The 16313-nt window shown below is 53.6% G+C and carries 17 protein-coding genes; 4 read left to right on the forward strand and 13 right to left on the reverse strand.

Annotated elements, in window-relative coordinates; translation table 11 throughout:
- Nucleotides 1-8: 8 nt before the first annotated feature.
- The 4 genes from WA318_RS12300 to WA318_RS12315 are packed head-to-tail and all read right to left on the reverse strand — an operon-like array spanning nucleotide 9 to nucleotide 4528.
- Nucleotides 9-326 (reverse strand): AtuA-related protein, encoded by a 318-nt coding sequence (locus WA318_RS12300; protein ID WP_336081407.1) that lies wholly within the window; start codon nucleotides 324-326, stop codon nucleotides 9-11.
- Complete coding sequence (locus WA318_RS12305) at nucleotides 326-1663, reverse strand: acyclic terpene utilization AtuA family protein (protein WP_336081408.1); 1338 nt, start codon at nucleotides 1661-1663, stop codon at nucleotides 326-328. Before WA318_RS12305 ends, WA318_RS12300 begins: the two co-directional genes overlap by 1 nt.
- Nucleotides 1660-3528: a TRAP transporter permease gene (locus tag WA318_RS12310; RefSeq protein ID WP_114097251.1), complete on the reverse strand. Its 1869-nt coding sequence runs from the start codon at nucleotides 3526-3528 to the stop codon at nucleotides 1660-1662. Before WA318_RS12310 ends, WA318_RS12305 begins: the two co-directional genes overlap by 4 nt.
- A gap of 31 nt (nucleotides 3529-3559) precedes the next feature.
- The gene (locus tag WA318_RS12315; RefSeq protein ID WP_336081409.1) at nucleotides 3560-4528 is read right to left on the reverse strand and encodes a TAXI family TRAP transporter solute-binding subunit; all 969 of its coding nucleotides are present in this window, start codon (nucleotides 4526-4528) and stop codon (nucleotides 3560-3562) included.
- 137 nt (nucleotides 4529-4665) lie between these two features.
- On the opposite strand from WA318_RS12315, the gene WA318_RS12320 reads away from it, so the two are divergent.
- Together WA318_RS12320 and hpt are read left to right on the forward strand one after the other, a co-directional pair.
- Entirely contained in the window at nucleotides 4666-5619 is a 954-nt protein-coding gene (locus WA318_RS12320; RefSeq protein ID WP_336081410.1) for a LysR family transcriptional regulator, read from the forward strand.
- A gap of 193 nt (nucleotides 5620-5812) precedes the next feature.
- Nucleotides 5813-6349 carry a hypoxanthine phosphoribosyltransferase gene (gene hpt, locus WA318_RS12325; protein ID WP_114097248.1) on the forward strand — a complete coding sequence of 179 codons (537 nt, stop codon included), beginning with the start codon at nucleotides 5813-5815 and terminating at the stop codon, nucleotides 6347-6349.
- Between the two features lie 41 nt (nucleotides 6350-6390).
- Here the strand turns inward: hpt and WA318_RS12330 are convergent, their stop codons facing one another.
- The 4 genes from WA318_RS12330 to WA318_RS12345 all read right to left on the reverse strand — a co-directional run bounded on the left by WA318_RS12330 (nucleotide 6391) and on the right by WA318_RS12345 (nucleotide 9673).
- Nucleotides 6391-6888, reverse strand: a complete 498-nt coding sequence (locus WA318_RS12330; protein ID WP_336081411.1) for a phage holin family protein — start codon at nucleotides 6886-6888, stop codon at nucleotides 6391-6393.
- On the reverse strand, nucleotides 6885-7178 hold the full coding sequence (locus tag WA318_RS12335; RefSeq protein ID WP_336081412.1) for a DUF883 family protein: 294 nt from the start codon (nucleotides 7176-7178) through the stop codon (nucleotides 6885-6887). The genes WA318_RS12330 and WA318_RS12335 overlap by 4 nt, the downstream gene beginning before the upstream one ends.
- Nucleotides 7179-7399: 221 nt before the next feature.
- Nucleotides 7400-8566 carry a 4-hydroxybenzoate 3-monooxygenase gene (pobA, locus tag WA318_RS12340; RefSeq protein ID WP_114097245.1) on the reverse strand — a complete coding sequence of 389 codons (1167 nt, stop codon included), beginning with the start codon at nucleotides 8564-8566 and terminating at the stop codon, nucleotides 7400-7402.
- 231 nt (nucleotides 8567-8797) lie between these two features.
- Nucleotides 8798-9673 (reverse strand): hypothetical protein, encoded by an 876-nt coding sequence (locus WA318_RS12345; protein WP_336081415.1) that lies wholly within the window; start codon nucleotides 9671-9673, stop codon nucleotides 8798-8800.
- A 352-nt stretch (nucleotides 9674-10025) separates the two neighbouring features.
- Between WA318_RS12345 and WA318_RS12350 the strand changes: the two genes are divergently transcribed.
- Both WA318_RS12350 and WA318_RS12355 read left to right on the forward strand, forming a co-directional pair.
- Nucleotides 10026-10862 (forward strand): HAD-IIB family hydrolase, encoded by an 837-nt coding sequence (locus tag WA318_RS12350; protein WP_336081416.1) that lies wholly within the window; start codon nucleotides 10026-10028, stop codon nucleotides 10860-10862.
- Complete coding sequence (locus WA318_RS12355) at nucleotides 10855-12087, forward strand: glycosyl transferase (protein ID WP_336081418.1); 1233 nt, start codon at nucleotides 10855-10857, stop codon at nucleotides 12085-12087. Before WA318_RS12350 ends, WA318_RS12355 begins: the two co-directional genes overlap by 8 nt.
- A gap of 27 nt (nucleotides 12088-12114) precedes the next feature.
- On the opposite strand, the gene WA318_RS12360 is transcribed toward WA318_RS12355, so the two are convergent.
- The 5 genes from WA318_RS12360 to WA318_RS12380 form a co-directional block, all read right to left on the reverse strand.
- Nucleotides 12115-12609, reverse strand: a complete 495-nt coding sequence (locus WA318_RS12360; RefSeq protein WP_336081420.1) for a hypothetical protein — start codon at nucleotides 12607-12609, stop codon at nucleotides 12115-12117.
- A gap of 10 nt (nucleotides 12610-12619) precedes the next feature.
- Nucleotides 12620-13132, reverse strand: a complete 513-nt coding sequence (locus WA318_RS12365; RefSeq protein ID WP_114097240.1) for a hypothetical protein — start codon at nucleotides 13130-13132, stop codon at nucleotides 12620-12622.
- A gap of 68 nt (nucleotides 13133-13200) precedes the next feature.
- Nucleotides 13201-13674, reverse strand: coding sequence for a hypothetical protein (locus WA318_RS12370; RefSeq protein WP_336081423.1), 474 nt, complete (start codon nucleotides 13672-13674; stop codon nucleotides 13201-13203).
- A 157-nt stretch (nucleotides 13675-13831) separates the two neighbouring features.
- Nucleotides 13832-15646 carry an alpha-amylase family glycosyl hydrolase gene (locus tag WA318_RS12375; protein ID WP_336081426.1) on the reverse strand — a complete coding sequence of 605 codons (1815 nt, stop codon included), beginning with the start codon at nucleotides 15644-15646 and terminating at the stop codon, nucleotides 13832-13834.
- A 143-nt stretch (nucleotides 15647-15789) separates the two neighbouring features.
- Complete coding sequence (locus tag WA318_RS12380; RefSeq protein WP_181850166.1) at nucleotides 15790-16266, reverse strand: cupin domain-containing protein; 477 nt, start codon at nucleotides 16264-16266, stop codon at nucleotides 15790-15792.
- Between the last annotated feature and the right edge of the window lie 47 nt (nucleotides 16267-16313).

A 16313-nucleotide genomic window follows, 5' to 3' on the forward strand; every position in this document is an offset into this window, starting at 1 on the left:
CACCTGCCCTAGGCCGCTGACATATCGATATCGAGTGTCAAGATCAGCGAACTCAGGCACTTTCCGTGCGGATCAAGGGCCAGCGAACGGGTAACACCACCGGCCAGCGCATCATGCATGACGAAATTGAGGGCCGATATCTGCGGCAGTTCATAACGTTCAACCGGGCCGGTGATCATGGCACCAAAATGGGCACGCACCCGTTCTGCCGTTACCTGCCGGACCAGAACATCCCAGTCCTTTGGGTCGAAGGCGATAATGGACACGTTGGAAATATTGCCTTTGTCGCCAGTTCGGGAATGCGCAATGTCACGTAACAACATCATCAGGCCTCCATCATTTCGAAACGTGTCTGCACATGATGTTCGGGCAGCAGCCCCGACACGATTGCGACGATTTCGCGTGCGGTTTTGGTAACCCCCCCACCACCAGCGGGACCATTCAGATACAGGCTTTCGACTTCCTCGCCGATACGGGCTGCACTCGCAAGGTCATCTGTCCGCACAACAAAGCGCAGGCGAACCTCGTTTGGCGGTACCCCTGCCATGTCGGCATTCGTCACAATCGAATTAACCCCGATCAGTTCGCCCCGCTTTTCGTCATAGTCAATTCCGGCCAAAGCCAGGCGTTGATCCAGGATATCGAGTGCAAGCTGCCCGCGTGCCACAGCACCCGGACCTGCATATGAAATCTGACCTTCGCCAATGCAGGAATCGATATAACCGATCGAGACTTTCAGGCTTCTTGTTCTGGGCGAACCATCACCACCGGATATGGCGACCCGATCCGGCCCGATTTCTTCGATACGCACCCCCGAGAAATCGGCAACCACGTCAGGCTGAATGTATTTTTTCGGATCATGCACTTCGTAAAGCAGTTGTTCCTTGCAGGTCGCGGCCGTCACACAGCCGCCCGAACCTTCAAGCTTGGTAATCACCGCGTTTCCATCGGCACTGACTTCGGCAATTGGAAAGCCCAGACGGGCAAGATCGGGGACATCCTTAAGACCGGGATCAGCAAAATACCCACCCGTGATCTGCCCCCCACATTCGAGAAGATGACCAACCAGCGTCCCCCGGCCAAGCAGGGTCCAGTCATCCATTTTCCAGTCAAATTCAAAGATTTGTGGTGCCAGGAACATTGCCGGATCGGCAGCCCGGCCGGTCAGGATCACATCCGCCCCCACCGCAAGTGCATCAACAATCCCGCCTGCACCAAGATAGGCATTCGCCGATACAACCTGCTTTTTGAAATCACGTAACGTAACGGCTGTTTCGGTAATGTGGAACTCGTCAGGCGACAGGATATCAAGCACGTCATCACCCAGAACCGCCGCCACCCTTAACCCGGTCAAACCAAGCTCACGGGCAATCGCCACTGTATGTCTGGCAGCGGCAACCGGGTTGGCTGCCCCCATATTGGAGATGACCCGAATGGATTTTTCATGGCACACAGGAAGCACGGCACGCATACGCCGTTCAAGCAACGGATCAAACCCGGCATCCGGATCACGCATCTTTGCCTGCTGGGCAAGGGCGATGGTGCGTTCAGCCAGACATTCAAAAACCAGATAATCAATATCGCCGTGTTGGGCCAGATCGACCGCCGGTTCCACCCGGTCGCCAGAAAACCCGGCACCAGTCCCAATGCGGATGGTTTTCATTGCCCGACCTCCTGCATGGCGCGGCGGGCGCTCCGCCCGAAGAACAGGCACGCCCCAAGCAATCCGGCAGCAATCAACGGGGTCAGCATTGCAGGCCACAGCGCAATGGCAATCACAATCAGCAACAAGCCCCGATCCACCCACAGGCGCCCCCAAAGCGGCTGACCGCCCAGCAATGCCGGTATGGCAACGACCAGAACAAGCCCCGACAGAACCGCATTGATGACGGCCAGTGTTCCGCCACTACCAATCATGCCTGGATAAAGCAGCAACATGAACGGCACGACATAGGTCAGCGCCCCGAGACGCACGGCTTCAAATGCGGCTGGCAGCCAGTTGGTCTGCGCGATACCTGCGCCGACAAATACCGCCACACATACCGGTGGCGTGATCACCGAAATCGTCGCGAAGTAGAAAACAAACAGATGCGCGGTCAGCGGGTCAATTCCGACCGCCGTCATTGCCGGGGCCAGAACAGCCGCAACCAGCACATAGGCCGCTGTGGTCGGCAAACCCATCCCCATGATCAGGCACACCAGACCAACGATCACCGCCACCAGAACGGTTGAGTCACCGGCAATCGCGACAATCATCGAACTGAGCGTTACACCAATGCCGGTCATATTGATCATGGAAACAAGGATTTGCGCCCCGGCAAGCAGGACACCAATAATCACCATCCCCTTGCCGGCATCGGTGACCCCGTCGAGAACACGCACACACATTTCGCGCATGGAAAGCCGCCCGACAGAGGTCGCAATGAACGCAACCAGCAGACCGGCCATGCCGTAAAAGGCCGAAGTTGCAACCGACCGCCCCATAAAAATGCCAATGGCAAGACAGCCTAGGGCAGCCACAATCGGCAAGACCTTGCGCAGTGCGAGAATTTCCGACCATGCCGGAAGTTCATCTTCTGGTACGAGGCTAAGATTACGGCGGGTCGCAACGATATGGACCGTCACAAAAACCGAAAGGTAAAACAGGACAGCCGGAATAATCGCAGCCACCATGACATCGACATAGGCAATGCCAAGGATCTCGGCCATGACAAAGGCGGCTGCCCCCATGATCGGCGGGGCGATCTGCCCACCGGTTGAAGCCACGGCTTCAACGGCGGCGGCAAGTGGCGCCGGATAGCCAAGACGACGCATCATCGGAATGGTGAAATTTCCCGTGGTTGCAACATTGGCAACGGCCGAGCCGGAAATCATGCCAAACAGGCCACTGGAAATGATGGCGATTTTTGCTGCACCACCTCTTTGCCGTCCGCCCAGCCGCATGGCCAGATCCATAAAGCTCTGGCCCCCGCCGGTATGGAGCAGCAAGGCACCGAACAGGACAAAGGCAGCAATCACGGTTGCCGCAACTCCGGTCAGCATCCCCCATATCCCCAGATCGCCAAGGAAAATGGTTTCTGTGACAAATTCAAGGTCAAAGCCACGATGCCCCATGCTGCCGGGAATGTATTTTCCAAGCAGCGCATACATCAATCCGGCAATCACCAGTACCGGGAAGATCAGGCCGACGGCACGACGCCCTACTTCAAGAACCGTGACGACAAGGCCAAGTGTCAACACCATATCAAGCCGGGTCGCCCATGGCAGGGTCGTCATGATCTCGTCGTAGTTCACAACAATATAGGAACAGGCTGTAACTGTTACCGCAGCCAAAACCAGATCTATAACCAAGCCTGCCTTCCGCCAGGGCGTGCCCTGCCCCAGCGGAAAAAGGCTCAGACCAAGACAGGTAACCAGCGCAAGAAAAACCGCCCTTTGGATCAGACTTTCAAACGGACCTGTTGCGGCCGTGTAGAATACGAAGATGCCGACGAGCAACGCAAACCCGTCCCGAAGACGTCCAGACATGGCGGTTTTCCCTTTGTATCAAGGCTTGTTTTTATTTTGCGGGATCGAGGTTCGCCGGGATTTCATACCCGTTTTCACGGAACCATTTCGCGGCCCCCGGATGCAGGGGAATGGTCGCATATTGCAGCGTCAGCTCTGCCAGATTAACGCCCTTGACGCTCGCCATTGCGGCCCCCTGGACTTCCTTGTCGGTCATGATGGCATCAACAATCTTGTAGGCCGCATCTTCGGACAGATTGGCAGAAGCACCAACACCGACGCCAAAGCTCCAGGTCGAATAGGTCGGAACGCCATCAGCGGCACCTTCAGGAATATCTACCACTGACACATCCGGCATTTTCTCAAGAAGGGTCTGTTTCTGCGCATCGGTAAGGCTCAGAACCTTGATCGGTGTAAAAGTCGCGATATCAAGGGTCGAGCTATCAAGTTTAAGCCCCGCACCGGATTTTACATATCCAGTCACACGGTTATCCTTGATCATGTCGACGACATCGGTGGTCGAACCACGGACATAATCAGATGACAGGCCAAGTGTCTGGAAAACAGCCTCTGTTGTGCTTTCGGTTGCAGACCCTTTGATGCCGGGATTGAAACGCTGTCCGGCCAGTTCCGCAAGACTACTGATTCCCGCATCTTCGCGCACAATCACATTCTGCGGCGCGCCGGTATACACCCAGAGAAGCCCCAGATTTTCCATTGCCTTGCCGTCAAAGGCCTTGGTCCCGGAATGGGCGTGCTGGGCAACGTTGGTGGTTACCAGACCAAGGTCAATCTGGTTGCGTTCGATACGACGCAGGTTGTCCATCGTGGCACCGGTTTCCACAACCGATGCTTCGATATCATTTTTCGCATCATTGATCAGCTTGGCGACAGAAACGAAATAGCCATAGTGCGACGAAGAAGCCGAAGTAGAACCAATCAGCAATTTGTCCTGTGCGAATGCAGGCACAGACAGACCAAAGGCGAGCACGCCCGCCAAGGCGAGTTTCGTGATTTTCATAATATTTCCTCCCTATGCCTTATCAGGCATGTTTGATGTTCCGCCGGCAAGTCTTGGGCTTTGATTATTCTCGGCGGACGGAAAGTGTGGTTCAGATTTTTTATTGCAGGAAGATCAAATAGTGAGATAATTGATGCATGAAACGCATCAATCTTGATACCGATGAAGTACGTGCCTTCTGTCTTCTGGCAGAAAGCGGCAGTTTTCGTAAGGCGGCTCAACGGCTTGGTATTTCCGGATCAACATTGAGCCGCCAGATCAGCCGCATTGAGGAACGCACCGGGGCGCGACTGTTTGATCGTGACACACGTAATGTTGCGCTGACCGATCAGGGCAAAATGTTCCTGAGACTCGCCGAACGCATCCTGAACACCACTGATTCTGCACTGGCAGAATTTGACACATATCTGAACACCAGACGCGGCAAGCTGACGATTGCGGGTCTGCCTTCTGTCACTGCCGGGCTGTTGCCGCCGCTGATTGCCGAATTCATGGACACCCATCCCGATGTCGACCTTCAACTCAATGACATGCTATCTGATGGCGTGCTTCGCGAAGTTGAAATGGGCCGTGCCGATATCGGCTTTACGGCAGATGTGGTTGAAAATAGCGACAATCTTTCATTTCAGCGCCTGTTAAGTGACAGGTTTATCGCAGTCGGCGCACCAAACAGCTTCTTGCAGGAAGAACGCACCTATAAATGGGAAGAAATTCTGTCACAGCCGATGGTGGCGATGTCGCGTGAAACAAGTGTCCGGGCCGTCATTGATGCCGCCTGCGCGCAAAACAATTTTCTATTTCGTCCCCGGTTTGAAGTCGCACATCTTGCAACGGCAGGCGCGCTCGTATCCCAGGGGCTTTGCATCACGGCGCTGCCATCACTTACATTGCCGGTTCTTGGACGTTCGCCGCTTATATTCCGACCGCTGGAAAGTCCGGTCTTGTTACGGCAAATCGGATTGGTCTGGCGGTCCGGCCGCACGTTATCCCCAGCGGCACAGGCCTTTCTGAGCTTGGTCAGAAATCGAAACCTGAAATCACTAATCCCCCATTCCACCATTGAAAATACAATCAGCTCGCCAACATCCTAGTGATCGCCGGGACATTCAGGCGCAAGACTTCGCATCTCTGCCGCGCAAAGGCATGTCTTGCCTCACCCATGGCGCGATAATGTATTTGTGATCTAAGGGATTATACTTCTGTTACCATTCACGGGCTGGTCAGAACGACCTTCGTGTGCTAGCAAGCCAAACATCACAACCCAACGCTTCAGGACCAGAATTTATGGCCGATTATGATGTCAAGCCGCTGATCACGGCGGACGAAATTGCCACCCAGATTGACGCGCTTGCCGCCAAGATCAATGAGAGCTTCAAAGACACCCAAAAGCTGATAGTTGTCGGCCTGCTTCGCGGCTCTTTCGTATTCATCGCCGATCTGGCCCGCAAGCTGACCGTTCCGGTCGAAGTCGACTTCATGGTCGCATCATCTTACGGCGACTCTACTGAAAGCTCGCGCAATGTGCGTATCGTAAAGGATCTTGATGGTCAGATCCGTGGCAAGGATGTGCTTCTGGTCGAAGACATCATTGATACCGGCTATACGCTTTCGGAAGTTGTCCGCCTGCTCAAGACCCGCGATCCGAACCGTCTGGAAATCTGCACGCTTCTTAACAAGCCGTCGCGCCGCGAAGTCGAAATCCCGATTGATTTCTGTGGCTTTGATATTCCCGACGAATTCGTGGTTGGCTATGGCATCGATTATGCCCAGAACAACCGCAACCTGCCCTATATCGGCACCGTGCATTTCCACGGCGAATAAGCCGGATATGCATCGGATAATCAAAAAGGCGGGAAGCAATGCTATCCCGCCTTTGTTGTGTCTGTGGTACGGGCATCAGGTTCCCTGACATCGGGTTTTCGGCCAAAAACGCCAAGGGCATCAAGGTCCGTCACCATCTGGTCAAACCCCGTTTTCATTTTGGGGTGGTTGCCCTGCCCGGTCGCATAGCCGGTCATGGCGGAATGGATCAGAAGATCAAACAGAACGTCATCTTCCCTTGCATCACGTTCTGACGATGTTTCATCCTTCGCCGGCCTGTCAATCGCGTCGCCGGGATCACGCTGCATGATGATCGCAAGCGCAATCAGACCAAGCGTGATCAAGGTGCCGCCAAGCGTTATAGCAGCAACAATTGCCCCGAAACTCGCAGCCAGCGCCATATAGACGGCAGCTAGCAAAAATCCAGCACCCGTCAGAAGCACAAGACCGATCACGGCAAAGACCGCGCACTTTCGTACAGCAGCCTTTGCCAGATCTGTCAACGCGCCCGAAAGCGTTTGCGTCAACTGGTCAATCATTTCTGAAGCAGTCGGCCAATCAGAAGGCCAACACCGAATGTCACGGCGACGGAGGATAGCGGGCGTTCACGCACACGTTCCACCGCGACTTCGCGGGCATGATCAAACTGGTCGCGGGCCTGATCGGATACTTCACGGATACGTTCGGCTGCGGCCTGTGTACGGGTTTGCGCCCCCTCGCCCGCCATGGTCCGGAGCGTCTTGGTGACCTCTGCCAGATCCTTGCGAAGTGCATCGACATCGGCCTGCAGCTTTGCGGTATCGGCCGTCGTCTCGGTTTTGGTCGCCATGATTTTCTCCTGTTGTATTGAAATCCAACACACAGGAAACGGTCGGTCGTGGAAATGGTTCCGAATTCAATTGTGATCATTTTCGGGCAGCCTGGCTAAACCGCGAAAACAGGAACGGCCCGCGTGGGCTGCGGGCCGTTCCAAGATCCTGTCGGAAATTTCTGGGCGGAAATGAAGAGTGGGAGCTCTTCTTACGGGAGTGGGTATCCCCGTTACGTCAATCAGTAAGGCAAACCGACGTAGTTTTCCGACAGGTTGGTCAATCCTGCCTTTGACGACAGGATATACTGCAATTCGGCATCGCGGATGCGGCCGTCAAATTCTTTCTGATCCCCGAAAGTATGGAGCATCGAGGTCATCCACCATGAGAACCGCTCTGCCTTCCAGACGCGTGCAAGCGCAGTCTCCGAATAGCTTTCAAGCAGGTCCTGACGGTTATTCTTGTATTTCGCAATCAGGGCTTCGGACAGGTAGTGAACGTCGCTTGCCGCAAGGTTAAGGCCCTTGGCACCGGTCGGCGGCACGATATGGGCGGCGTCCCCTGCCAGGAACAGACGGCCATGCTGCATCGGTTCGGCGACAAAGCTGCGCAACGGCGCGATGCTTTTTTCAAACACTTCGCCTTCATTGACCAGTTCACCGTCTTCTTCACCAAGGCGGGTGCGCAGTTCGGCCCAGAAGCGGTCATCAGACCAGTCTTCGATCTTGTCGGTGCTGGGCACCTGAACATAGTGGCGCACAACGGTTTCCGAGCGCATCGAGCACAGCGCAAAACCACGATCATGCTTGGCATAGATCAGTTCGTCGGCAACCGGTTTTGCATGGGCCAGAACACCCAGCCAGCCAAACGGATAGACCTTTTCGAATTCCTGCACACCCGGAAGCGTCTTGCGGCCGACACCATGGAACCCGTCGCAGGCAGCGATATAATCACAGGTCAATTCGGTTTCATTGCCGTCTTTGACATATCGAACACGCGGTTTGTCGCCATCAATGTCATGCAGACTGACATCCTCGGCTTCGAACACGATCTCGCCACCATGGGCAAGACGGGCTGAGATCAGGTCTTTGGTGACTTCGGTCTGACCATAGATCATCACCGTCGAACCACCGGTGAGTTCTTCCATATTCACGTGCGTACGTTTGCCATTCACGCTGATATAGATGCCGCCATGAATGATGCCTTCCTTATTCATGCGCGCATCAACACCGACCCGCTTCATCAGGTCAACTGTCCCCATTTCAAGAACGCCAGCGCGGATGCGGCCTTCGACATAGTCGCGGCTTTTGCGTTCAAGAATGACGGATTCAATTCCCTGTACATGCAACAGGTGGGAAAGAAGCAAGCCAGCCGGGCCGGAACCGATAATGACGACAGGGACATGCATGACGATTTCCTCACAAGATCACGGTTGTTGATTGTTCTTTTTTAATTGGAACAAGAACCATTCCATTGCGGAAACAATACGCTGGTTGGCGCTTGGACAGAATGGACAAACCGGGATAATGATTGGACAAATCGAACACGTATTCATATTTGGTTATAGATCAATTCCGATATGGTTCTGGATCACTCCCATCCTCGGGGAATTCCCGCAAGGGTTGCTTGGATCGGGCGACTATTCGCTGTTCCTGCCACGATCCTGACCGGACCTTGCGGGAAGATCTTCCTTGCAGATGGACCATTCCTTACAGATTTCCTGCCCCTCATCAGAGGCAATATAACGCTCATATGCCCTCATCAATGCTTCGCCATCCGGATGATTGCGCGAAAACAGGATGAACATATTGTTTGTCGTTATCGGATCGGTGGTGGCATAGGTCGCGGCCACCTTTTCGCCCAGTAATCTGGTCAGATCAAACCATCCGACCTCCTCTTCCTCAAACAGGATATCGGCGCGATCGGCATCAAGAAACCGCCAGGCTGATTCAGGATTGCTTACCATATCAGCCGCGATACCAAGCCTCCTGAATTCCTCTTCATACCAGTAACTTGCAATCCCGACGGGCCGCAATCCAAGCAATGGAACATCGGCCAGCCGGTTCAAGTTGATACCATCGGGAAAGCGCGTGGTTTTGTAGAAGCCTTTTTGGTGTGCATGGGCAATCGGATAGTGCGGAACGTGAAACTCATCGATACGTATATCGGTTCTAAGCCATGGGAATGTCGCGATATAGACACCCCGCCGGGTTTGCTCATAAGCCCGCTGCCAGGGCACAAAAACGAACTGCACCTTGAAGCCCATGGCGCTGAAAATGGTCTGGAACCTTTTGGCGTGCTTGCCAAAGTCCGGAAGGGTTTCACTGATCATTGGCGGCCATTCACCGACCGCAACCCGAAACTCATATCCTTCCTTAAGATCAACGCGCTCAGAAGCCTGCTCGCCAATGACATCGCGGATTGGCGGGGTTATCGCTTTGGCATCACGGTCACCGGCCGACTGTGCGGCAGTCGCAGCATGTGTCGCGGCACTTGCACTACTCAGCGTGATCAACAAACACAATGCCGCCAGCACTTGGCAAACGTGACTTTTCCGACGCAACCTCATAGGCATCTCCGGAAATGTGAAATCCGTTATTCGTCCCCAAAACCACGACAAGAACCACTAACGGATCAATACCATACAGACAATATCACCTGCTGACACGGTTGATGCAGAAAATGGGTTGCAGCCGGAATTTATTCACAAAGCTGTATTTAAGGCGCTCGTTTTTTAACCAGATCAAACCTGTGAGCAAAAATTAATCTTGCGAAAGGTCGATCCGCCGGGATCGCTGTGTTAAACTGTTGCACAAGAGATCAATTCACGGTCTCAAACCATCTTAAAACCGCGACAGAACGGGATAATGCCAGAAAGCCGCGCTATCGTCATCTTCACCGACCTTGACGGCACATTGCTTGATCATGACACCTATAGCTGGGAGGATGCTCGCCCGGCACTTGATCGCGTGAATCTTCTGTCCATCCCGCTGATTGCCGTATCTTCCAAAACGCTGACCGAACTTGAACATATCAATCAGAACGCGGAACTGTTTGACGGTCTGATCGCCGAGAATGGCGGGATTGTGTCGCTGAAAAGCGCGATGGAACAGCACGGCCCGTCTTCCGAAACAATCGATATGGTCCGCGAACAGATCAGATCGGCGATCCATGTCCCGCTTCGCAGTTTCAGAACCGTGGAACCGGAAATCATTGCCGCGGAAACAGGCCTGTCACTTGACGATGCCATTCGCGCCGGACAACGCCATTGCTCCGACCCGCTGATCTGGCAACCCTCGGCACAGGATGTCAGGATCGCGCGCACTATCGCGGAACAAAAAGGGCTCAATCTGGTCAAGGGGGGGCGTTTTCACACGATCTGCGGCCCATCAAACAAGGGGCATGCGATGAAGCGGATGCTCGAACGGCTGGCCGTATTTTATCGCGACATGTCAGGCAAACCTGTCAAACGCTTCACGACCATCGCCCTTGGCGATTCCCCCAACGATATCCCGATGCTGGCCGAGGCCGATTTTGCTGTGCAGATCCCGACAAAAAATCGCGGTCGCAAGGCCCCTTTGCTTGAACATTCGAACTTGCGCCTTGCCCCGTACCCCGGACCGGCTGGGTGGAATGTCGCACTTAATGAAATCTTGGACGAGATAACAAATACCAATAAAAACAGCGAGGTACTTCATGGCTGATTTCCATCAGGGTGGCCCGATCACAACCCTTCATCGCATTCTTGACCGTAATCCGGAAGAACTCGCTTATGAAATGACCGCCTTTGCGCGGCAACGCCGACAGACCCTGATTTTGCCGTGCCTGTATTCCGAGCTTGAAACGCCAGCCATGACGACCATCGTCGAAGGTCTTAAACAGGCGACCTATATTGACCAGATCGTCGTGGGTCTCGACCGCGCCAACGCTCAGCAATACCTTCATGCCCGTGAATTCTTCAAGGATCTGCCGCAACATGTGCGCATTCTGTGGAATGATGGTCCGCGTTTGCGCAATGTCCATGACCGGCTTGATGAATTTGGGCTGGCCCGATACGAACCGGGCAAGGGTCGCAATGTCTGGTATTGCATGGGCTATACGCTGGCATCGGGGCGAAGCTCGGTGATTGGCATTCATGATTGCGATATTGCTACCTACACGCCCGACCTTCCGGCCAAGCTCATGTATCCGATTGCCAATCCGGCATTCAACTTTGCCTTTGCCAAGGGCTATTACGCACGCGTTGCCAATGGCACGCTCAAGGGCCGGGTCTGTCGCCTGTTTGTCACCCCGCTGATCCGTGCGCTCAAGCAGGTTATCGGCAAGACCGACTTCCTGAATTACCTTGACTGCTTCCGCTATTCCCTATCGGGGGAAATGGCAATCCGTACCGATGTTGCCTATGGCTTGCGGGTCGCATCGGACTGGGGACTTGAGATTTCGATGCTTTCGGAAATGTATCGCAACCACACGGTCCATCGCCTCGCCCAGGTCGATATTGCCGATATCTATGATCACAAGCATCGTGAATTTGACCCGGCGCAAAAAGATGACGGGCTTTCAAGGATGGCTGGTGATATCGCCAAATCACTGTTTCGCAAACTCGCAACCCAGGGCACGATTTTCTCGCACGAGACATTTCGCACGATCAAGGCGACCTATTACCGCGTCGCCCTTGATCTGATTGAACAATATCGCGCGGACGCATTGTTTAACGGCCTCAAGATCAACCGCGACGAAGAAGAAAAATGCGTTGAGGTATTGTCAGAGGTCATCATAAGCGCCGGTCAGCACTATCTTGAAAACCCGCTTGAAAGTCCGTTTATTCCAAGCTGGCAGCGTGTTGAAAGTGCGATGGGTGACATTTTCGAACATCTGTCCGGCGCTGTGGAAGATGATCTGAACGATATGGATATCGGCAAGGAATAGGCACTCCGATCAAACGGATCGTGCGAATTACGATTGCATTTCGCTCATCGGGAATATGGCCAGAAAGACCTGCATAATGTCTTTCTGGCCTTTCTTTTTGAGCAATACCGGCAACAGAAGACGGATACCGCTTCGCCATTCCTTCTGAAAAATCTGCAACTGATGGATTTGCGGCTGTCCGGTGAGGCGCGCCAAAGATAGCGACGCATGCAGCGCGGTCGAGAAATGGCAATCGACCTCGCGGGCAAAAGCACCACGCCAATCCTCGCCGGTCAGGGCAACAATATTCTCCCCCTCCAGCAATATCTGAAAATCATCCTTGCCTGCGTGATATTCATAAATGCTGATATCATTGATCCATGGCGCGAGGTTTTCGGGGGTAAAGTCATCCCGCGTGGGAATATTTCCGGCTTTGGCAAAGCGCAGCCAAAAGGACAACAGATCATGGGCCTGACGCGGCGCATCCGCTGCAAGCGTTTGCAACGGCACTTCTTTTTCCTGTGAGCTGTAAAGCGTCGTCATCCTTAACCCGTCAATTATCGTGGATGGGCTCGCATGGAAATCGCGCGCCAAGAACCTGAAAGATCGGGTCGCCGCACTGATCGGTTGTCCGTGCAGGTAGCAAAACCCGCAACCATTGCCGACATTTTCCATATTGCCCGACCAATTGAATATAATGAAATGTCGGGCGCTTTTCATTCAGGGTTTTCAACAATGCCGCCATCAGGCAGGTTCCATATTTCAGATCGATCTCACGCGGGGTCGTGCCCTGAAAACTTTCGCCACTTGCGGCTACGAAAGACGGCGCATCAATCCTGATCAGAAAATCATTCTTGATTGGCAGATACTCGTAAATACTGATGTCATCACGCCACCGGCTCAGGCGTTCTGCACTTAAAATCGAACGCGTCGGGATACCTTCCCCGCCAGCATGCATCACCGCATCATACCAGGTATCTACCAAAGAAATGACCCTGGCATCCGTGTGATCTGGCAAACCTTCCAGCTCGGTATCCGATGATTCAAGCACGCGTGATGATGTCATGGCATATCCCCCAACTATTCACGTGGGAAAGCCTTGCTTCAAAACAAGTAACGGCTAATAAATATTCGCTAATGGCCACGATACAGGAAATGGGTGACAAACACCTGATGGATTACTCCACCCTGACGGTCAGAAGTTGTCACAGGCAACAAAAGTCGCAACCATTCTTCCCATACTCTGCGTTCATACCCGATCCTGTGTATGGCAGGTGCGCCATTGTCGATCACTTCAAGCAACACCGCATGCAGGGTCGTCCCGAAGTCGAGATCAATCTGGCGCGGCGAACAGCCAAGATATGTCTCGCCACTGGCGGCAATGATATTGGGCGCATCAATGCGGATCACAAAATCACGCTTTTGGGGAAGATATTCATAGATACAGATATCATCAAGCCACGGTGACAAAACGTCACTGGTCAGCACTCTGCGATCCGGCACGCTGCCATTCCTGGCCGCCTCGCGCCATGTCTCATAATATGCCCGGACATGGCTGTCTGTATCATCGGGCAATTGCGGAATAAGAACTTCCTGCGCATACGCCATTGCGTAAAATGCCCTCTAGGTCTTCTCTATGTCTCATAATTTTTGCAAAGCACAAATCACGACGCAATGACAAACTCGAAAGCACTGTCAAATTTGTGTAAAAACTTCTGAAACGGTGCAGAAACCTGAAAATCCCCCGGCAGTTTCACGTAGCTTCCTAAACCGGCATCGCGTCGCGATAGCGTTGCAGCAACCGGCTTTCGGTGCGATTCCGGCCATCAAGATTGGAAATCCAGACGATCTGATAGGGGGCGAGCTTCATGATGCCGTCATAATCCTCGATCACCTGCTGGGTGATCAGATCCTGCCAGCCTTCTGTCATGATCAGGTTGATCTTCGAAAGATCAAGCGCCTGCGGTTCTTCGGTCAGGTTAAAGACACAGAAAATACTTTGTTCATTAAGATGCGACTGCCGCCATATCCCCAAAAGATCAGGGCCAAGATTAAGGGTATATTGCGTCGCATTGGGATGGAATGCCGGTTGCCCCATGCGGATCGACATCAGGGCGCGTAGCTGATCAAACGCCGATTTAGCCGGACCTTCTTCGGACAAGACCCGTTCGGCATCCACAAGTTGCCAGACCTTGCGGTTCAGACGGCGCGGAATGCCGGTCTCTTCATAGGCCTTCTGATCATTTTCGGTGGCAAGGATGGTCTGGACATAGATGGCCGGAATGCCTTCCAGAGACATGGCAATCGCCTGACTCATCACAAAGCGCTCAAGCCCCATGGTGGCTTCTCCGGCAAAGTTTTCAGCCAGCATGCTATATAGCGTGACGTTCAGCTCATAGGGCTTCTGCCCACCGCCCTTAAGCGCACGATAGCTTACCTGCCCGCCCATCCTAAGGGCATGTTCGCGAAGCCCGTCGATATCTTCATCAGGAATAAGGTTCTCGGCCGGACGCAGACCAATACCGTCGTGGCTGGCCGTAAAGTTAAAGAAGGTACATCCTGCCGGGGCGGGCGGCATCGCCATGATGCATTTGCGGATATAGTCAGACCGGCCGCTGAGCAATGCATGAATGATCACCGGCGGCAGCGAGAAATTGTAAATCAGATGCGCCTCATCCTGATTGCCGAAATAGGACAGGTTTTCAAGCAGCGGCAGGTTGGTTTCGGTAATGAAAAGCACATCGGGATGAACCGCATTGCAGGCCAGTCGCATCGCCTTGATCAGTTTATGGGTCTGATCAAGGTTGATTGACGTCGTCCCGGCCTCTTTCCAGATAAAGCCGATGGCATCAAGGCGCACGACGCGCACACCATGTTTCAGGTAATTCAGGACCACGCGCAGCATTTCAAAAAACACATCGGGATTGCCATAATCCAGATCGACCTGATCATAGCTGAATGTGCACCAGACATGCTTTTCACCGTCCCTGGTCACCACATCATTCAGCAACGCATGGCTGCGCGGGCGCACCACATCGGAAAGGTCATCATCGGGGCTTGCGGTTTTGATATAATCCACGCCGGGCTTTTCACCGGCCAGAAACTGCTGATACCAGGGGTGCGATGCCGATATATGGTTCGCCACCAGATCGGCCATGACGGTTCCGTGCTTTGACAGTTCCTCTACATCGGTCCAGTCGCCAAGTTCGGGACGCAGCTGTTCAAAATCACTGACGGAAAAACCGTCATCGGACGTAAAGGGATGGAATGGCAGGATGTGAATGCCCGTCAGCCAGTCCTTAAGCCACTTGCGATGAAATTCGCCAAGGCTTTGCAGGCCCTTTTTGCCATCCTGATGGATACTGTCGCCATAGGTAATCAGAAACGCATCACGCTGATCCCATTTGCGCAGATATTCTTCCTTTGGCTCCGGTCCGTCTCCTTCAATCGGAAGGCCCAGCTCGTCGAAAACACGCAACACCAGGGCTTCGTGATCATGTCCGGGATACACATCGGCAAGAAGGTTGCGCATCGCGCTGGCAAACGCAATCCGCCCCGAGGTTCCGACAACACGATTCATACTGGCTCCTTCCGGGCAGGAAATTCAAACGGTTAAACCAATGAAATAATGAAACTGCACAGGATGCAAGCAGGGATTTTTTCATGCCGAAAAACCAAGCAGGATCATCACCCGGCGACCATGACAGCCCGGAAAATAAAGACCTAATCCGCAACAGCGTCGGGTTTGTAAATCACGTTCTCAGCCCCCTCTGCCCCCATGAAGACAACAACCACACGGGCTGGAACATCACCATCGTTGATCCCTTCATGCCAATAATCCATGGCCTCCAGCACCCCCTCGCCCGCAAAATAGGTTGTTTTGCCCCGATCGCCGTAATCAACCGTGATCTGGCCTTCAAGGATATAGCCATAGGTCGGCACACCATGCTTGTGCCATCCGGTTTTCTGCCCCGGCTCCATCGTTGCCAGCATTGATTTGATCCGTGCCTTGCCCGATGGATAGGAAACCTGCTCGCCAATGAAATTCACGCCACTATCAAGCAGCGGCACACCGTCATGCACATCAACAGGCGGCTTTGCCCCTTTCTGATGACTGTTGTCACGACTGCTTTTGATCGGCTTTTCCATATACCCGTCAACCTGTTGTTCGTTATCGTTGGTCCGATGAAAGCCGATCATAGTCAGGTGACTGGTCAAAATCATAAAAAATGCGGGCATCGATCAAA

This window comes from Thalassospira sp. CH_XMU1448-2 (assembly GCF_037027285.1).
Taxonomy (GTDB): domain Bacteria; phylum Pseudomonadota; class Alphaproteobacteria; order Rhodospirillales; family Thalassospiraceae; genus Thalassospira; species Thalassospira profundimaris_C.

Excerpts from the sequence above, each read along its gene's own strand:
- WA318_RS12300 (WP_336081407.1), bottom strand. The coding sequence starts at position 326 with ATGATGTTGTTACGTGACATTGCGCATTCCCGAACTGGCGACAAAGGC.
- WA318_RS12305 (WP_336081408.1), bottom strand. The coding sequence starts at position 1,663 with ATGAAAACCATCCGCATTGGGACTGGTGCCGGGTTTTCTGGCGACCGG.
- WA318_RS12310 (WP_114097251.1), bottom strand. The coding sequence starts at position 3,528 with ATGTCTGGACGTCTTCGGGACGGGTTTGCGTTGCTCGTCGGCATCTTC.
- WA318_RS12315 (WP_336081409.1), bottom strand. The coding sequence starts at position 4,528 with ATGAAAATCACGAAACTCGCCTTGGCGGGCGTGCTCGCCTTTGGTCTG.
- WA318_RS12320 (WP_336081410.1), top strand. The coding sequence starts at position 4,666 with ATGAAACGCATCAATCTTGATACCGATGAAGTACGTGCCTTCTGTCTT.
- hpt (WP_114097248.1), top strand. The coding sequence starts at position 5,813 with ATGGCCGATTATGATGTCAAGCCGCTGATCACGGCGGACGAAATTGCC.
- WA318_RS12330 (WP_336081411.1), bottom strand. The coding sequence starts at position 6,888 with ATGATTGACCAGTTGACGCAAACGCTTTCGGGCGCGTTGACAGATCTG.
- WA318_RS12335 (WP_336081412.1), bottom strand. The coding sequence starts at position 7,178 with ATGGCGACCAAAACCGAGACGACGGCCGATACCGCAAAGCTGCAGGCC.
- pobA (WP_114097245.1), bottom strand. The coding sequence starts at position 8,566 with ATGCATGTCCCTGTCGTCATTATCGGTTCCGGCCCGGCTGGCTTGCTT.
- WA318_RS12350 (WP_336081416.1), top strand. The coding sequence starts at position 10,026 with ATGCCAGAAAGCCGCGCTATCGTCATCTTCACCGACCTTGACGGCACA.
- WA318_RS12355 (WP_336081418.1), top strand. The coding sequence starts at position 10,855 with ATGGCTGATTTCCATCAGGGTGGCCCGATCACAACCCTTCATCGCATT.
- WA318_RS12360 (WP_336081420.1), bottom strand. The coding sequence starts at position 12,609 with ATGACGACGCTTTACAGCTCACAGGAAAAAGAAGTGCCGTTGCAAACG.
- WA318_RS12365 (WP_114097240.1), bottom strand. The coding sequence starts at position 13,132 with ATGACATCATCACGCGTGCTTGAATCATCGGATACCGAGCTGGAAGGT.
- WA318_RS12370 (WP_336081423.1), bottom strand. The coding sequence starts at position 13,674 with ATGGCGTATGCGCAGGAAGTTCTTATTCCGCAATTGCCCGATGATACA.
- WA318_RS12375 (WP_336081426.1), bottom strand. The coding sequence starts at position 15,646 with ATGAATCGTGTTGTCGGAACCTCGGGGCGGATTGCGTTTGCCAGCGCG.
- WA318_RS12380 (WP_181850166.1), bottom strand. The coding sequence starts at position 16,266 with ATGATCGGCTTTCATCGGACCAACGATAACGAACAACAGGTTGACGGG.